This window comes from Pseudomonas sp. Leaf15, from assembly GCF_001421425.1.
Lineage (GTDB): Bacteria > Pseudomonadota > Gammaproteobacteria > Pseudomonadales > Pseudomonadaceae > Aquipseudomonas > Aquipseudomonas salomonii.
Map to the genome: position 1 here is coordinate 229,211 of NZ_LMKI01000023.1, position 16,697 is coordinate 245,907.

Sequence of the window (16,697 nt, forward strand, 5' to 3'; positions counted from 1 at the left end):
CCTATTGCTTGATCATCTCCCGCACCTTCGCCGTCAACAAATCGAAGGTGAACGGCTTGGTGATCAACTGCATTCCCGGGTCCAGGAACCCCCCGCGCACCGCCGCATGCTCGGCGTAGCCAGTGATAAACAATACCTTGAGTTCCGGGCGCAATTGCCGCCCGATTTCTGCCAGTTGCCGCCCGTTCATGCCAGGCAAGCCCACATCACTGATCAACAGGTCAATACGCTGGTCGGATTGGATGATCGGCACGGCGGTATTGGCATCCCCAGCCTCGACAAAGGCATAGCCCAATTCCTTGAGCACAGCGCTGACCAACAGACGCACGGCGGCGTCGTCTTCGACGATCAGTACGGTTTCGCCGGCATTGGCGAAAGGCAGCAGCGCCGGGTTGACGACCGCGTCCGCGACACGCTCACCGATAAAGCGCGGCAGGAACAGGCTGACCGTCGTGCCCTTGCCGACTTCACTGTGGATGGTCACATGGCCATGGGATTGCCGGGCAAAGCCGTAGATCATCGACAAGCCGAGGCCGGTGCCCTGGCCGATCGGCTTGGTCGTAAAGAACGGGTCGAAGACCCGGCCCAACAGGCTTTCGGGAATACCACAGCCGGTGTCGCTGACGCTCAGTTCCACGTAATCGCCTGGCAGCAAGGTGCCATAGGCGGCCGTGAACACATTGTCGAGGTGGCGGTTGGTGGTCTCTACAGTCAGGCTACCGCCGCTGGGCATGGCATCGCGCGCATTGATCACCAGGTTGAGCAGGGCGCTTTCCAGCTGATTGGGGTCGGCCTCGGCGGTCCACAGTTCATCGCTCAGACGCATGTCCAAAGCGATGCTTTCGTTGATACTGCGTTGCAGCAATTCGCCCATGGAACTGACCAGCTGGTTGATCTCCACGGGTTTGGAGTCCAGCGATTGGCGGCGTGAAAACGCCAGCAAACGGTGGGTCAGGCCGGCAGCGCGGTTGGCCGAGGTCACGCCCAGGTCGATCAAGCTGTCGAGGTCGTCCAGTTTGCCGCGGGCCACCCGCCGGCGCAGCAGCTCCAGGCTGCCGATAATGCCGGTGAGCATATTGTTGAAGTCATGGGCGATGCCGCCGGTCAACTGGCCGACGGCCTCCATTTTCTGTGACTGGCGCAACGCTTCTTCGTTGTTGCGCAGTTGCGCCGTGCGTTCTTCAACCTGCTGCTCAAGGGTTTCCAGGGTGCGTTGCAGGCGCAGCTCGCTCTCGCTCAGGTCGATCAGGCGGTCACGCGCTTCGTATTGCCGGCGCCGCCCGCGCAGCGCTGCGCTCACCAGGCTGATCAGGGTCACCGGATGGAAAGGGCGCTCCAGGAAGGTCACGTTGCCCAGCAAACCGCTCAGGTGCGATGAGCCGTTCTGTTCACTGCCGCCATGGTGGGTCAGCAGCACGATGGGCAAGTCGGACCAGGCCGGTTGCTCATGCAGGTAGGTCAGCAGCGGCTCCAGGTCGACACCGCGCAGAGCTTCAGCGGCAATAACCAACATACCGACGCCGTGCTCAAGTGCTTCGCAGAGTGCGGTCAGGTTGGCGGCAACCATGCCGTTGTAGCCGGCTTCCTTGAGCATCATCAGCGCCAGGGAGCCGTCACGGCCCAGTGGCGCGAGGATAATTGCGCGCTCGGAGACGGGAGAAAGACCGGTCACACGCCCTCTTCCTTGAGCAGTGGGGAACCGGCGCCCATATATGTCGGGATACCGCGCAGTACGCCCTGGAAGTTGTCCAGAGGCTCGCCCACCGTCAAACCATTGCTGGCGATACGATATTCGCGAATGGTCGATTCGTGGGTGCCGGTGCGCTTCTTGATGATCGAAATAGCCCGGCGGACCTTGCCGAGGGCTTCGAAGTAACGCAACAGGATCACGGTATCAGCCAGGTAAGTAATGTCGACGGGCGCCTGCATGTCGCCCACCAACCCATGTTGAGCCACCGTCATGAACGTCGCCGCGCCGCGACGGTTCAGGTACAGCAGCAACTCGTGCATATGCAGGATCAGAGAGTTTTCCTCAGGCATCGCCGCCTGGTAGCCGTTGATACTGTCGATGACCACAGTCTTGATCCCACGTTCATCGACGCAACGCCTGACTCGGTGGGAGAACTCGCCAGGCGACAGCTCTGCCGCGTCCACCTGCTCGATCAGCAGGTTGCCGGTGTCTTGCAGCGCGGCCAGGTCAATGCCCATGTTTTTCATGCGCTCGAACAACAGGCCCAGCTCTTCATCGAAAATGAACAGCGCGGCTTTTTCGCCGCGCGACACGGCAGCGGCGGCGAAGATCATCGAGATCAAGGATTTGCCGGTACCGGCCGGGCCGAGGATCAGCGTGCTGGAGCCGGTTTCTACGCCGCCGCCCATCAAGGCGTCCATTTCACGGATGCCACTGCTCAAGGTCTGACGCACGTAACCACCACGATGCTCGGCGGCCACCAGGCGAGGGAACACGTGGATGCCGTCTTGCATAATGGTGAAGTCGTGAAAGCCACCCCGGTATTTCTGACCACGGTACTTCACCACGCGGATGCGGCGGCGTTCAGCGCCGTAAGTGGGCGTCAGCTCTTCCAGACGAATTACGCCGTGGGCCACGCTGTGCACGGTTTTATCCAGGGACTCGGTGGTCAGGTCGTCAAGCAGCAGCACGGTGGCGTCATAGCGCACAAAATAGTGTTTGATCGCCAGGATCTGGCGTCGATAGCGCAGCGAGCTTTGCGCCAGCAGGCGGATTTCCGAAAGACTGTCGAGCACCACGCGGGTGGGTTTGACCCGTTCCACCACTTCAAAAATCTGCCGGGTGGCCTCACCCAGTTCCAGGTCGGAGGAATACAGCAGGCTTTGCTGGTGCTCGGCGTTGAGCAGGCTTTCCGGGGGGGTCAACTCGAAGATATGAATGTTGTCGTCCATGTCCCAGCCGTGGGACTTGGCACCTTGGCGCAATTCGCGCTCGGTTTCCGACAGGGTGATGTACAAGGATCGCTCACCGTTTTTTGCGCCGGCTTGCAGGAAGTGCAGCGCTACGGTGGTTTTCCCGGTGCCGGGTTCGCCTTCCAGCAGGAACAGGTGGCTGCGTGATAGCCCCCCGGAAAGAATGTCATCAAGACCTTCGATGCCGGTGGCCGCCTTTTCACTGAACAGCTCTTTGGATGTAGACAAGAAGTGCCCTCGGGTCACGTACATGTAATGGGGGCGCGCCACCTTGGGCGCGCCATATTTACTTGACCGTAGCGGTTTGTGGCGGTTCAACCTGTCGTATAAATCGTAGTGGATTTGTGACCTGCGCCAAAGCGCTGCTTTTGTGTGGGAGCTGGCTTGCCTGCGATAGCATCACCTCGGTTTATCTGTCAGACCGAGGTGTCTGCATCGCAGGCAAGCCAGCTCCCACATAGCGCGCGAAACTAAAGCCCCTGCTGCAACGCCGGATCATCCGGGTTCTGCTGCTCCAGCTGCGCCAATAACACCTGCACATTCTGCAACTGCCCGGTTTCTTTCCAATAGTTGACCAGCAACACACGCGCCTTGCGATTGGCGGGGTGGCGCTGGACGATTTCTTCCAGCTGACGCTGGGCGGCGTCCACTTCTTCCTGGGCGTGCAGGGTGGTGGCGAGGTCGAAGCGGTAATCCTGATTGTCGGGCTCAAGCTCCACGGCTTTGGACAGGCCAAGCAACGCGTACGGCCGCTCCCCATGGTGCAACAGCCACATGCCCAGAGCGTGTTGCAGGTAGGCCGACTCCGGGTGCGCCGCCAATTGCCGCGCCAGTAACTGACGGGACTCGTCGGTTTTGCCCTGTTTATCGAGCAATTCGATCTGCGCCACCACGGCTTGCAGGTTGTCCGGCTGCAAGCGCATGGCCTGCTCGAGGGCATGTTGTGCGTCCGGCAGCAGGGCGCTGTGGATGTACAAGCGTGCGAGCTGGATCCAGCCCTCGGCGGTTTCGGGCTCAGCCTTGAGCTTTTTCACAAATTCATCGAGCACTTGCTGCAAAGGCCCGAAATACAGGCCCAGGGTATCCGGCGACAGGCCGAGCAGGGCGTTGGCGGCGGCAAAACGCACGGCTTGTTCAGGGTCGTCCAGGGCCGGGCCAAGCAGCAAGGTGCGCTGGCCGCTGGGTACCAGGCCGACAATGCTGTGAATCGCCGCTTCGCGAACCAACGGCGACTCATCGGCCAGGTCTTTATCCGCCAGCTTCAACGCCTGAGGGCTTGGGTAGTTGGGCAGTTCAGCGTGTAACGCCGCGCGGCGTTCAGGTGACAGGTCCGGGCGACCCAGCTGTTGATACAGCACACGGGCGGCGCCGGGTTCGCCGTTGCGCGCCTGTTTCAACGCCTTGGCGTAACCATGGGCAATCGCCGGCGGTACGACCACCGGGGTGGAGCGGGAGAAATACCAGGTGACCAACACAAGCAACAACAGGGCGCACAGGCCGAGGATGGAATAACGGCGTGACTTTGACATGCAGGCGTCCAAAAGCTGGGGGCAGCTAATCGCAAAGCCTCAAGCTTCGGCCAGACCACGACGAGTGTCAAACCCGTATCAGCCGAGCACGTAATCCACCGGTTCCAGGGCAGGGGGCAGGTCGATCTCGCCCAGGGCTTTGATAATCTCGCGCTCCAGGGTGCGCACTATCGCATTGCAGGGCAGGTCGTTTTCATCGAAACCGAACGGGTCTTCCAGATCATCACCGATTTCATCCAAACCAAAAAACGTGTAGCTGACGATGGCGGTGAACACCGGCGTCAACCACCCCAATGGCTCGGCCATGGCGAACGGCAGCAAAATGCAGAACAGGTAAATGGTGCGGTGCAACAGCAAGGTGTACGGGAAGGGCAGCGGCGTGTTTTTGATCCGCTCGCAGGCGGCCTGCACCAGGCTGAGGCTGACCAGCCGGGTTTCCAGCTGGGTGTAGCGCCATTCACTGATCACGCCCTGTTCGGCCAGTCGCGAAAAGCGCGCGCCCAGTTGCTGCAGCACGTGGTCGGGGAGGTTGGGATGCGCCGGGTCGACAGCCATCCAGGGCGTGATGACGCGGGCTTGTTCTTCACCGCGCAGGTGCGCGACCAGGCCGTGGGCAAACCCGCACAGCCCACGCAGCAGGCTGGCGCGTTCAGGTGAGTCGCCCAGCACCTGGGTTTCGCGAATCAGCGAGCGCACCTCAATGACCATCTGCCCCAGCTGCTTGCGGCCCTCCCACCAACGGTCGTAGCAGGCGTTGTTGCGAAAGCTCATGAAGATCGACAACGACAACCCGAGCAAGGTAAACGGCGTGGCATTGACCTTGGAGAAGTAGGCCGGGTGCAGGGTCTCCACCAGCACGATCACCGACGCCAGCAACGTGACCATCAGGCTGCGCAAGGCAATGCGCTTGGCAATCGAACCTTTAAGGGAAAACAGGATACCCATGAGGTTGGGTTTGGGACGGACGATCATCGGGACACGGCTTCTTTGGCGGCGCAGGCCTGGAGATTAGGAGGTTGCGCCCAAAGCGTCCAATCACTGCGGCTGACCGGCTGATAGGCCGGATCAATGATTAGCCAAACCAGTCAGCCAAGTTGAAGGCTTTGACCATTGCCGCCACCGCGCGCCAGGGCGATTATTTCCACGATTCTCGTCGTGAAAATGTCCTGAAAATAAAAACACACAAGGATTTGGAACCATGCGTGAGTATTTGGCTGCCACCACCGCATTCGATTACCAGCACACCGTTGACGCCGCCCTGTCCGGCAACCTGCAAGCCTTGAATGCCTGCGTGGAGTGTTGCGACCGCCACGCGCTGCCGGGGCGCATTGCGTTGTTTTGGGAAGGCAAGGATGGGCTTAGCGCCAGCGTGACCTTCACCCAATTGCAGGACCAGGCGGCGCGCTTTGCCAATTTCCTCCTGGCCCAAGGCGTGCAACGCGGTGACAAGGTGGCGGGGCTGCTGCCACGCACGGCAGAGTTATTGGTGGTGGTGTTCGCCACGTGGCGTATCGGCGCGGTGTATCAGCCACTGTTTACCGCCTTCGGGCCCAAGGCCATCGAGCATCGGCTGAACAGCTCCGGCGCCGCATTGGTGGTGACCGATGCGGTTAACCGCCCCAAGCTGGCAGACGTCGAGGGCTGCCCGACCATCGTCACGGTGGCTGGGGACAAGGGCGAAGGCATTGTGCGCGGCGACTACAGCTTCTGGGCTGAGCTGCCGAATTATTCGAATACCTGCGAGCCGGTGCTGCTGGGCGCAGAAGACCCGTTCCTGTTGATGTTCACCTCAGGCACCACCGGCCCGTCAAAAGCACTGTCGGTGCCGCTCAAGGCCATCGTCGCGTTCCAGAGCTACACCCGCGACGCGGTGGATTTGCGCCCCGAAGACGCGTTCTGGAACGTCGCTGACCCGGGCTGGGCCTACGGCATCTATTTTGGCGTGACCGGGCCGTTGTCCATGGGCCACCCGATTACCTTCTACGATGGGCCGTTCACCCTGGAAAGCACCTGCCGGGTGATCAATAAGTACGGGATTACCAACCTCACCGGCTCGCCCACCGCTTACCGCCTGCTGATCGCCGGCGGCGAACAGTTCGCGCGCTCGATCAAGGGCAAGCTGCGTATCGTCAGCAGTGCCGGCGAGCCGCTTAACCCGGAAGTGATCCGCTGGTTTGCCGACAACCTGGGCGTGACCATCCATGACCATTACGGCCAGACCGAACTGGGCATGGTGCTGTGCAACCACCATGGCCTGGAGCACCCCGTGCACGTTGGCTCGGCGGGCTTTGCCTCACCGGGCCACCGCATTGTGGTGCTCGATGATGAGTACCAGGAACTGCCGGCGGGCCAGCCGGGCATCCTCGCCATCGACCGTGAACAGTCGCCGATGTGCTGGTTCGCCGGCTACGACGGGGTAAAGACCAAGGCATTTGTCGGCAAGTATTACCTCAGTGGCGACACCGTGGAGCTCAACCCCGATGGCAGCATCAGCTTTGTCGGGCGCAGTGATGATGTGATCACCACGTCCGGCTACCGCGTAGGGCCATTCGACGTCGAAAGCGCACTGGTCGAACACCCGGCCGTGGTCGAAGCCGCCGTCGTCGGCAAACCCTGCCCGGAGCGCACCGAACTGGTCAAAGCCTTTGTGGTGCTCAACGAACAGTACCGCGCCACGCCGGAGCTGGCCGAGGAGCTGCGCCTGCACGTGCGCAAGCGCCTCGCGGCCCACGCCTACCCACGGGAAATCGAATTTGTCAGCGACTTGCCCAAGACCCCGAGCGGCAAGCTGCAACGCTTTATTTTGCGTAATCAGGAAATCGCGAAGGCACAGGCCATCGCCTGATCCACTTTTAAGGAAACAATGATGCAGATTGAAAACAAGGTATTCCTGGTCAGCGGCGGTGCTTCGGGCCTCGGCGCGGCCACCGCTGAAATGTTGATTGCCGCCGGTGCCAAGGTGATGCTGGTCGACCTGAACGCTGACGCCGTAGCCGCCAAAGCCAGGCAACTGGGCGACAACGCCCGCAGCGCCGTGGCCGATATCAGCCAGGAAGCCGCCGCCGAAGCGGCCGTACACGCCGCCGTTGCAGCCTTTGGCGGCCTGCATGGGCTGGTGAACTGCGCCGGCGTGGTACGTGGCGAGAAGATCCTCGGCAAGAACGGCCCGCACGCGTTGGCCAGCTTTGCCCAGGTGATCAACGTCAACCTGATCGGCAGCTTCAACCTGCTGCGCCTGGCGGCTGCTGCCATCGCTGAAACCGAGGCGAACGCCGACGGTGAGCGTGGCGTGATCATCAACACCGCCTCGGTGGCCGCGTTTGACGGTCAGATCGGCCAGGCGGCGTATGCCGCCTCCAAAGGCGCCATCGCCAGCCTGACCTTGCCCGCCGCCCGCGAACTGGCGCGCTTTGGCATTCGCGTGATGACTATTGCCCCGGGCATTTTCGAAACCCCGATGATGGCCGGCATGACCGCCGAAGTGCGCGATTCCCTGGCCGCGGGTGTGCCATTCCCGCCGCGTTTGGGCAAACCGTCCGAGTACGCCGCGCTGGTACGCCACATCATCGAAAACAGCATGCTCAATGGCGAGGTGATCCGTCTCGACGGCGCCTTGCGCATGGCCGCCAAGTAAGGAGAACACCGCATGAACGATCCGATTGTCATTGTCAGCGCCGTGCGCACGCCCATGGGCGGTTTCCAGGGCGACCTCAAAGGCCTGACCGCGCCGCAACTGGGCGCTGCCGCGATCCGCGCCGCCGTCGAACGGGCCGGGATTGCCCCGGATGCGGTGGACGAAGTGCTGTTCGGCTGCGTACTGCCCGCAGGCCTTGGCCAGGCGCCTGCGCGTCAGGCCGCTTTGGGCGCCGGGCTGGACAAGGCCACGCGCTGCACCACCTTGAACAAGATGTGCGGCTCGGGCATGGAAGCGACCATCCTCGCCCACGACTCGCTGCTGGCCGGCAGTGTCGACGTGGTGGTCGCCGGCGGCATGGAAAGCATGTCCAACGCGCCGTACCTGCTCGACCGCGCGCGCAGCGGCTACCGCATGGGCCACGGCAAGGTGCTCGACCATATGTTCCTTGACGGCCTCGAAGACGCCTATGACAAGGGCCGCCTGATGGGCACCTTTGCCGAAGACTGCGCCGAGCACAACGGCTTCACCCGTGAAGCCCAGGACGCCTTCGCCATTGCCTCGCTGACCCGCGCGCAAGAGGCCATCACCCACGGCAGCTTTGCCGCCGAAATCGTTCCGGTGCAGGTCACCGTCGGCAAAGAGCAAAAGACCATCCTGCATGACGAGCAACCGCCCAAGGCCAAGCTGGACAAGATCGCCAGCCTGAAACCGGCGTTCCGCGAGGGCGGCACGGTGACGGCGGCCAACTCCAGCTCGATTTCCGATGGGGCGGCGGCGTTGTTGCTGATGCGTCAGTCCGAGGCGCAACGGCGTGGCCTCAAGCCCTTGGCGGTGATCCACGGGCACGCGGCGTTTGCCGATGAACCCGGGTTGTTCCCGGTGGCGCCCGTGGGCGCGATTCGCAAGCTGATGAGCAAGACCGGCTGGACGCTCGGCGACGTTGACCTGTTTGAAATCAACGAAGCCTTTGCGGTGGTCAGCCTGGTGACCATGAGCAAGCTGGAAATCCCCCACAGCAAGGTCAATATTCACGGCGGCGCCTGTGCCCTGGGCCATCCGATTGGTGCTTCCGGTGCGCGCATCCTGGTGACGTTGCTTTCGGCCCTGCGCCAGAAAGGCCTCAAGCGCGGGGTTGCCGCCATCTGCATCGGCGGCGGTGAAGCCACGGCCATGGCCGTCGAATGCCTGTATTAAGGACTCAACATGCTGCCCAATGACGAACAACTGCAAATCAGCGAAGCGGCCCGGCAATTTGCCCAGGAACGCCTGAAACCCTTCGCCGCCGAGTGGGACCGCGAGCACCGTTTCCCCAAGGAAGCCATCGGCGAAATGGCCGAGCTGGGCTTTTTCGGCATGCTGGTGCCGGAACAGTGGGGCGGTTGCGACACCGGCTACCTGGCCTACGCCATGGCCCTGGAAGAAATCGCCGCCGGCGATGGCGCGTGCTCGACCATCATGAGCGTGCACAACTCGGTGGGGTGCGTGCCGATCCTCAAATTCGGCAACGACCAGCAGAAACACCAGTTCCTCACGCCGCTGGCCAGCGGCGCCATGCTCGGTGCCTTCGCGTTGACCGAACCCCAGGCCGGTTCCGATGCCAGCAGCCTGAAAACCCGCGCCCGCCTTGAGGGCGACCATTACGTGCTCAATGGCTGCAAACAGTTCATCACCTCCGGGCAGAACGCCGGGATCGTGATTGTGTTTGCGGTCACCGACCCGGCCGCAGGCAAGCGCGGGATCAGCGCGTTCATCGTGCCCACCGACTCGCCGGGCTACACGGTGGCGCGAGTGGAAGACAAACTCGGCCAACATGCGTCCGACACCTGTCAGATCCTCTTCGAAGACGTAAAAGTGCCGGTGGCCAACCGTTTGGGCGAGGAGGGCGAAGGCTACAGGATCGCCCTGGCCAACCTCGAAGGCGGCCGCGTCGGCATCGCCTCACAATCGGTGGGCATGGCCCGCGCCGCCTTCGAAGCCGCCCGTGACTATGCCCGCGAGCGCGAAAGTTTTGGCAAGGCGTTGATCGAACACCAGGCCGTGGCCTTCCGGTTGGCCGACATGGCGACCCAAATCGCGGTGGCCCGGCAAATGGTGCATTACGCCGCGGCCCTGCGTGACAGCGGCAAGCCGGCCTTGGTCGAAGCGTCAATGGCCAAGCTGTTTGCTTCGGAAATGGCCGAGAGAGTCTGCTCGGCCGCCTTGCAAACCCTGGGCGGTTACGGTTACCTGAGCGACTTTCCACTGGAGCGGATCTACCGCGATGTGCGGGTCTGCCAGATTTACGAAGGCACCAGCGATATTCAACGCATGGTCATCTCACGCAACCTTTAAGGAGCCGATACATGAGTTACGAAACCCTTTTGCTTGAAGTCCAGGGCCGCGTCGGGCTGATTACCCTCAATCGCCCGCAAGCCCTGAACGCCTTGAACGCCCAGTTGGTCAGCGAGTTGAACCAGGCGCTGGACGGCCTGGAAGCCGACCCGCAGATTGGCTGCATCGTGCTGACCGGCTCGAAAAAAGCCTTCGCCGCCGGCGCCGACATCAAAGAGATGGCCGAGCTGACCTACCCGCAGATCTACCTCGACGACCTGTTCAGCGACAGTGACCGCGTGGCCAACCGCCGCAAGCCGATCATTGCTGCCGTCAACGGTTTCGCTCTGGGCGGCGGTTGTGAACTGGCCTTGATGTGCGACTTTATCCTGGCCGGTGACGGCGCCAAATTCGGCCAGCCGGAAATCAACCTCGGCGTACTTCCGGGCATGGGCGGCACCCAGCGCCTGACCCGCGCCGTGGGCAAGGCCAAGGCCATGGAAATGTGCCTGACCGGGCGCTTTATCGACGCCGTCGAAGCGGAGCGCTGCGGGATTGTGGCGCGTATCGTGCCGGCCGATGACCTGCTTGAAGAGGCGCTGAAAACCGCGACCTTGATTGCCGGCAAGTCCGTGCCCATCAGCATGATGGTCAAGGAAAGCGTGAACCGTGCGTTTGAGGTGAGCCTGTCTGAAGGCGTGCGCTTTGAGCGCCGAGTGTTCCATGCCGCGTTTGCCACCCAGGACCAGAAGGAAGGCATGGCGGCATTTGTGGCCAAGCGCGCGCCTGAGTTCAAGGACCAGTAACCCGAAAACCTTGAAGATGCTCGTTCCCACGCTCTGCGTGGGAATGCCGCCCTTGACGCTCTGCGTCAGCTCTTGAGGCGTGACGCGGAGCGTCACCGGATGCATTCCCACGCAGAGCGTGGGAACGAGCAACTGGCAGTCAGAGCTGGTAGTTCTTCAGCTCCCTGGCAATCACCATCCGCTGAATCTCGCTGGTGCCTTCGTAAATCTGCGTAATCCGCGCATCCCGGTAGTAACGCTCTACCGGGTAATCCTCAAGGTACCCATACCCGCCATGGATCTGCATCGCCGAGGAGCAGACCTTTTCGGCCATCTCCGAGGCGAACAGCTTGGCCTGGGAGGCTTCCGACAGGCACGGCTTGCCGGCACTGCGCAGGCGTGCGGCGTGCAGGATCAGCAAGCGGGCGGCATTGAGCTGGGTCTGCATGTCGGCCAGCAGGTTGGCAATGCTTTGGTGCTCGATAATCGCCTTGTTGAATTGCACGCGATCACGCGCATACGCCAGCGCCGCCTCAAACGCCGCACGGGCGATGCCCAAGGCTTGCGCGGCGATGCCGATACGCCCGCCTTCGAGGTTGGACAGGGCAATGGCCAGCCCTTTACCGCGTTCACCCAACAGGTTGGCTTCGGGTACTGTGCACTGGTTGAGCGTGACGGCGCAGGTGTCCGAAGCGCGAATGCCCATCTTGTGTTCGGTGCGGTCGACCACAAAGCCCGGCGTGTCGGTGGGTACCAGGAAGGCCGAGATACCTTTCTTGCCCAGCTCCGGGTCCGTCACCGCAAACACAATGGCCAACTTGGCGCGCTTGCCGTTGCTGACAAACTGCTTGGCGCCGGTGATTACCCACTGGCCATCGCGTAATTCGGCGCGGGTGCGCAGGTTATGGGCTTCGGAACCGGCCTGGGGCTCGGTGAGGCAGAAGCAGCCAATCGCCTGGCCGCTGGCCAGTTCGGCCAGCCAGGTGTGTTTTTGTGCATCGGTGCCGTAGTTGAGGATTGGCCCGCAACCGACTGAATTATGGATACTCATGAGTGCGCCGGTAGCGCCATCACCGGCGGAAATTTCCTCGACGGCCAGGGCATATGCCACGTAGTCGACATAGGTGCCGCCCCATTCTTCAGGCACCACCATGCCCAGCAGGCCGAGTTCGCCCATCTTCGCGACCAGGGCGTCATCGATCCAGCCGGCTTTTTCCCAGGCTTGCGCATGCGGGGCGATTTCGCCACGGGCAAAGTCGCGGGCCATGTCGCGAATCATCACTTGTTCTTCAGTGTATTCAATATCTTGCATGGCTTATTTCTCGCTCTGCGTGAAGTTGCTGAAGAAGCTCTCGACATGGCTGGCATCCAGCTCATGGACCGTCGCGGGGTTCCAGTGCGGGGTTTTATCCTTGTCGATAATCAACGCGCGAACCCCTTCGATCAGGTCTCCGCGTTCGAACCACTGGCGATCCAGGTGAAGCTCCAACGCGAAACATTGTTCCAGCGAAAGGCGGCGGCCACGGCGCAGCATCTGCAGGGTCACGGCCATCGCCAGCGGCGAGCGGGTCCGCATCAGGCTGGCGGTGGTGAGCGCCCATTCGTGGCTGTCGGCAACGGTGACTTGCTGCAGTTGCTCGACCATGCTCGGCACATCCGGCAACGCGAAGAAGTGGTCGATCGCCGGGCGCAGCGCGGCCAGTGGGGCGTCAGGCAATTGTTGAACCGCAAGCTTGGCCAGTACGCCTTGCAGGTCCTTGAGCGGCGAATCCTGCCATTGCAGGCGGTCGAGCTTCTGGTCGAGTTCGGCGAGTTTGGCGCTGTCGATACACCAGTCGGCCAGCCCGCAATACAGCGCATCGGCGGCGCGAATCTGCACGCCGGTGACGCCAAGGTAAACCCCCAGCTCGCCAGGGATGCGCGAGAGGAAATAGCTGCCGCCCACGTCCGGGAAATAACCGATGGCCACTTCCGGCATCGCCAGGCGGCTGCGCTCGGTCACCACACGCAAGTCGGCGCCTTGCACCAGGCCCATGCCGCCGCCGAGAACAAACCCGTCCATCAGCGCCAGCACGGGTTTGCGGTAATGATGAATCGCCAGGTCGAGGGCGTATTCCTCGACGAAGAAATCCTGGTGCAGGCTGTCGCCCTGCTTGAAGCTGTCGTAGAGGGAGCGAATATCGCCACCGGCGCAGAACGCCTTGTCACCGGCACCGCGCAGGACCACGGCATACACCTGCGGGTCATCCGCCCAGGTCTGCAACTGCGTGGTCAGACTGCGGACCATGTCCAGGGTGATGGCATTCAAACCGGCGGGGCGGTTGAGGGTGAGGTGGCCGATATGGTTGCGGACTTCAGCCAGTACCTCGTCTTGAAGAATTCCGGCCTGGCTTGCTTCGGATGAAACCTGAGCAGTCATCACTAACTCCCTGCTTTTATTGTTCTTTATCAAGATGTTCGCGCACGAACTATCTCGCGATCGTACCAGTGCAAATTTGCCCAGTACAACCCGGAATCATGCAGGTCGTTTTTGCATTTATGCAGCGCTGCGGCTACCCAGCACTTCAGCGATGCTGCGGCGCCGGGCATGGCCTTCCGCTGCGTGGATCAATTGCTCCAGCTCGGTCGGCTCCACATCAAAGAACTGCTCCATGTCGGCCAGAGCGAGCTTCAGATCGGCTGCCGTGATGGCCGCGTCGGTCACCGGCGCGGTGTTGCCCAGCACGATGGCCGGCGGCTCGACTGCGCCCTTGGGGTAACGCGTGCGTGTCGCGTTGTTATAGGCCAGCGCACAGGCCAGCAGCGCGCCTGCGCCGAGCATCACCGGTGCCACTTCCTGCCAACCCAAGGCGATGGAGGCCGGGTCTGCGAGTACCAGGGTCATGGCCAGGCCACCGGCGGGTGGGTGCAGGCAGCGCAGCCAGCAAATCAGCACCACCGTCATGCCCGCCGCCAGGCAAGCACTGCCCAGGGTGCGGCCGAGTACCCGCGCCACCAGCAAGGCCACGACGGCGGCGCACAAGTAGCTGCCGATAATCGACCAGGGCTGAGCCAGCGCACCGGACGACACGGCAAACAGCAAAACCGCCGATGCACCGAGCGGTCCGAGCAGGTGCAAGGCGACTTCCATACCGAATACCTGGGCACACACCCAGACGCTCAATAGCGTGCCCAGGGCCATGCCAATGGCGGCGCGGCTCCATTCAGCGGGGCGGGTATTGATTGCAGCGGGTAACCAGCGAGCGAGCATCGACACGATCCATAAAGCAGCAGGCGAAAAAAAAGGCTCGCCTGGTTGCCCGGATAAGCCCTTTGAACGTTCCAACAGTTGGGGGAGGAACCTGTGCAGTGTGCCGAGCTTGCTGCCCTGGCGCCAATGCATATTAATGAAGATTAAATGCAAAAATAATGCAGTTAATGGCCCTCGTTATAGACGATGCGATGCGTCGGTTGCGGCAGTGGCGTGCAGATGCGCCCGAGTACACGACTGTCCGTCTCTTCATTGAACAGCTGTCTTTGCAGGTTCTCCTGCAGTGCAGGGTCGTCAGCCAGCGGCCCCTTCAGTGCTACCAGGGCGTCGCGCAACGCCATCAATCGATCCAGCCTCGGCGCAGGGATAAGCAACAGGTCTTCTGGCACGGCATTGCCCTTTTGATCAAGCAGGTCTGTGTGCGTGGAAGGCTGACTGCGCCCGGTAGTAGATAGTTAACGCACATGACAAAGGAGTCTACATTTGGGTTCCGGGCATCGGAAGGCAAAGTGCGCCAGCGTTTACGCATAGCTATGTAGGCGCTTTCCGGGCGGTTATAACGAAAAACGCCCACTCTCGAAGGAGTGGGCGCCGTTTCCGTCAGACCGCTGTCAGCGTATTTACGGCGCGCTGACTTTCTCCAGGTGGAGCAACACATACGGGTCTTTGTCGAATTCCCCGGTGAGCGTCGGCGTGATCGAACGCAAGCGCGGATCCTGCAGTTTTTCGAAGTCCTGGGCACTCATCACCAGCCACGCCGGGCCTTGCAGCGGCGCCAGGTCTGCCGCCGACTGGGTAAACAGCGGCACCTTATCGCAGTTGAAGTTGACCATAAACTTGATGGCTTTCGCATCCTTGCCCAAACCATGCAGCACCACCGGTGCCGGTTGCTGCATGATCTGCGCCTTGACGCCAAGGCTGAAGGTGCGGGTGTCGTAGAGGGTACGCTCCAACGGCTCGACCACCACAATGTAGGTCGACCACAGCGCCAGTACCGCCGCCAGTGCCGACCCCAGCGGGCGTAGACGCGCCTTGAGCAGTGACAGCAGCGCCACGGCTTGCAGCACGCCAAGCAGGCCGAAGACCAGCCCCAGGCTGTCCAACTGCGCCGGGTAACGCTTGCGCGCCACCACCAGCCCGACCACCAGCAGCGCCGGCAGCAGCGTCCAGATGCCCAGCATCAAGCCGCGCAGCCAGGCGAACAAGCGCCCTTGGCTGACCTGGAACGGATAGGCCGCAATGATCGCCGCCATGGGCAGCATCGGCAGGATGTAGCGTGCCTTCTTGGCCTGAGGGACCGACAGGCCGAGCATCACCAGCAAGCCCGCCGCGGCGCAATACAACACCAGCTTCAGTGCCGGGTCGGGTGCCCGACGACCACTGATGGCGACCGCCAGCAACACCAGCAACGCCAGCGGATAGGCCAGCGCGTAGTTGCCCATGGAACTGGTGAAGTAATACAAAACACCGCTGGAACCTTCGGTGCCGTCCATGCGCCCCAGGAACTGCATGCGGATCACGTCCTGCATGAAGTCCTCGCCACCACTGAGCTTGGCCAACAGCAACAACAGGCCGACACACGCCGCCAGCACGGCCAGGGCGATAAAGCCAAAGGTGAACAGTTGGCGCCATTGACGGTTGATCAGGTAGTAGCTGCACAGCACGCCGGTGGGGATCACCAGGCCGATTGGCCCACGCACCGCAAAGCCCAGGATCAGCAGCAGGAACAGCCAATGCAAGCGTTTGGCCGCGCCGAAGTGATCATGGGCATAGCCCAGGTAGAACACCGTCAAGGCGATGGCCGCGAGCATCTGGTCCAGCGACACCGCGCGGGTTTCACTGATAAAGGTGCTGCTGAGCAGCAACATCGCGATACTGAGCAGGCCCCAGCGCGTGGAGTAGGGCGCCGTGAGGCGATACACCAGCACCACGATCAGCGCCGAGGCGATGGACGTGGGCAACCACGCCGTCAGGCTGCTGACCTCGCCAAACGGCAAGGACAACAGCCAGGTCAGCAGGGTCGAGGTCGCCAGGTAGTCAGCGTAAGGCTGGCCATAGGTGGTGGGGAAAAAACTCGGCCCATGGCGCAGCATTTCCTGGGCAAACACCACAAAGCGCGAGTCAAAGCCGATGATTGCCTGGTGCCAGTTGCCGACAATAAACAGCACCAGCGCCAGGAGCCCAAGCCCCAGCGACTGGTTGCGCAGCGTTGCTGTAAGCAGCGGCGGTTGAGCTTTGTTCAC

At 62.0% G+C, this 16,697-nt stretch carries 14 protein-coding genes; 5 read left to right on the forward strand and 9 right to left on the reverse strand.

The genetic code is table 11. The features are described 5' to 3' along the window. Window position 1: 1 nt before the first annotated feature. The 4 genes from ASE80_RS17290 to ASE80_RS17305 form a co-directional block, all read right to left on the reverse strand. Window positions 2–1,672 carry an ATP-binding protein gene (locus tag ASE80_RS17290; protein ID WP_056860000.1) on the reverse strand — a complete coding sequence of 557 codons (1,671 nt, stop codon included), beginning with the start codon at window positions 1,670–1,672 and terminating at the stop codon, window positions 2–4. Continuing rightward, complete coding sequence (locus ASE80_RS17295) at window positions 1,669–3,171, reverse strand: ATPase domain-containing protein (protein ID WP_056860333.1); 1,503 nt, start codon at window positions 3,169–3,171, stop codon at window positions 1,669–1,671. Before ASE80_RS17295 ends, ASE80_RS17290 begins: the two co-directional genes overlap by 4 nt. A gap of 242 nt (window positions 3,172–3,413) precedes the next feature. Then, complete coding sequence (locus tag ASE80_RS17300; protein WP_056860001.1) at window positions 3,414–4,472, reverse strand: HEAT repeat domain-containing protein; 1,059 nt, start codon at window positions 4,470–4,472, stop codon at window positions 3,414–3,416. A 78-nt stretch (window positions 4,473–4,550) separates the two neighbouring features. Beyond that, entirely contained in the window at window positions 4,551–5,444 is an 894-nt protein-coding gene (locus tag ASE80_RS17305) for a bestrophin family protein (protein ID WP_056860002.1), read from the reverse strand. Window positions 5,445–5,670: 226 nt separating this feature from the next. Here ASE80_RS17305 and ASE80_RS17310 point away from each other — a divergent pair, with 226 nt between their 5' ends. The 5 genes from ASE80_RS17310 to ASE80_RS17330 are packed head-to-tail and all read left to right on the forward strand — an operon-like array spanning window position 5,671 to window position 11,225. Next, window positions 5,671–7,317 carry an AMP-binding protein gene (locus ASE80_RS17310; RefSeq protein WP_056860003.1) on the forward strand — a complete coding sequence of 549 codons (1,647 nt, stop codon included), beginning with the start codon at window positions 5,671–5,673 and terminating at the stop codon, window positions 7,315–7,317. Between the two features lie 21 nt (window positions 7,318–7,338). Beyond that, window positions 7,339–8,106: an SDR family NAD(P)-dependent oxidoreductase gene (locus ASE80_RS17315; RefSeq protein ID WP_056860004.1), complete on the forward strand. Its 768-nt coding sequence runs from the start codon at window positions 7,339–7,341 to the stop codon at window positions 8,104–8,106. Window positions 8,107–8,118: 12 nt separating this feature from the next. Continuing rightward, a complete protein-coding gene (locus tag ASE80_RS17320; protein WP_056860005.1) occupies window positions 8,119–9,303 on the forward strand; it encodes an acetyl-CoA C-acyltransferase in 1,185 nt (394 codons plus the stop codon). A gap of 9 nt (window positions 9,304–9,312) precedes the next feature. Further along, window positions 9,313–10,440, forward strand: coding sequence for an acyl-CoA dehydrogenase (locus ASE80_RS17325; RefSeq protein ID WP_056860006.1), 1,128 nt, complete (start codon window positions 9,313–9,315; stop codon window positions 10,438–10,440). Window positions 10,441–10,451: 11 nt separating this feature from the next. Next, the gene (locus ASE80_RS17330) at window positions 10,452–11,225 is read left to right on the forward strand and encodes an enoyl-CoA hydratase (RefSeq protein WP_056860007.1); all 774 of its coding nucleotides are present in this window, start codon (window positions 10,452–10,454) and stop codon (window positions 11,223–11,225) included. A 139-nt stretch (window positions 11,226–11,364) separates the two neighbouring features. Here the strand turns inward: ASE80_RS17330 and ASE80_RS17335 are convergent, their stop codons facing one another. The 5 genes from ASE80_RS17335 to ASE80_RS17350 all read right to left on the reverse strand — a co-directional run bounded on the left by ASE80_RS17335 (window position 11,365) and on the right by ASE80_RS17350 (window position 16,697). Then, window positions 11,365–12,516 (reverse strand): acyl-CoA dehydrogenase family protein, encoded by a 1,152-nt coding sequence (locus tag ASE80_RS17335; RefSeq protein WP_056860008.1) that lies wholly within the window; start codon window positions 12,514–12,516, stop codon window positions 11,365–11,367. Window positions 12,517–12,519: 3 nt separating this feature from the next. Then, window positions 12,520–13,623, reverse strand: a complete 1,104-nt coding sequence (locus tag ASE80_RS17340) for an enoyl-CoA hydratase/isomerase family protein (protein WP_056860009.1) — start codon at window positions 13,621–13,623, stop codon at window positions 12,520–12,522. Between the two features lie 117 nt (window positions 13,624–13,740). Then, complete coding sequence (locus ASE80_RS17345; RefSeq protein WP_056860010.1) at window positions 13,741–14,454, reverse strand: HPP family protein; 714 nt, start codon at window positions 14,452–14,454, stop codon at window positions 13,741–13,743. 164 nt (window positions 14,455–14,618) lie between these two features. Then, window positions 14,619–14,843 (reverse strand): type VI secretion system contractile sheath small subunit, encoded by a 225-nt coding sequence (locus tag ASE80_RS30805; protein ID WP_330219949.1) that lies wholly within the window; start codon window positions 14,841–14,843, stop codon window positions 14,619–14,621. A gap of 231 nt (window positions 14,844–15,074) precedes the next feature. After that, a complete protein-coding gene (locus ASE80_RS17350; protein ID WP_056860011.1) occupies window positions 15,075–16,697 on the reverse strand; it encodes an ArnT family glycosyltransferase in 1,623 nt (540 codons plus the stop codon).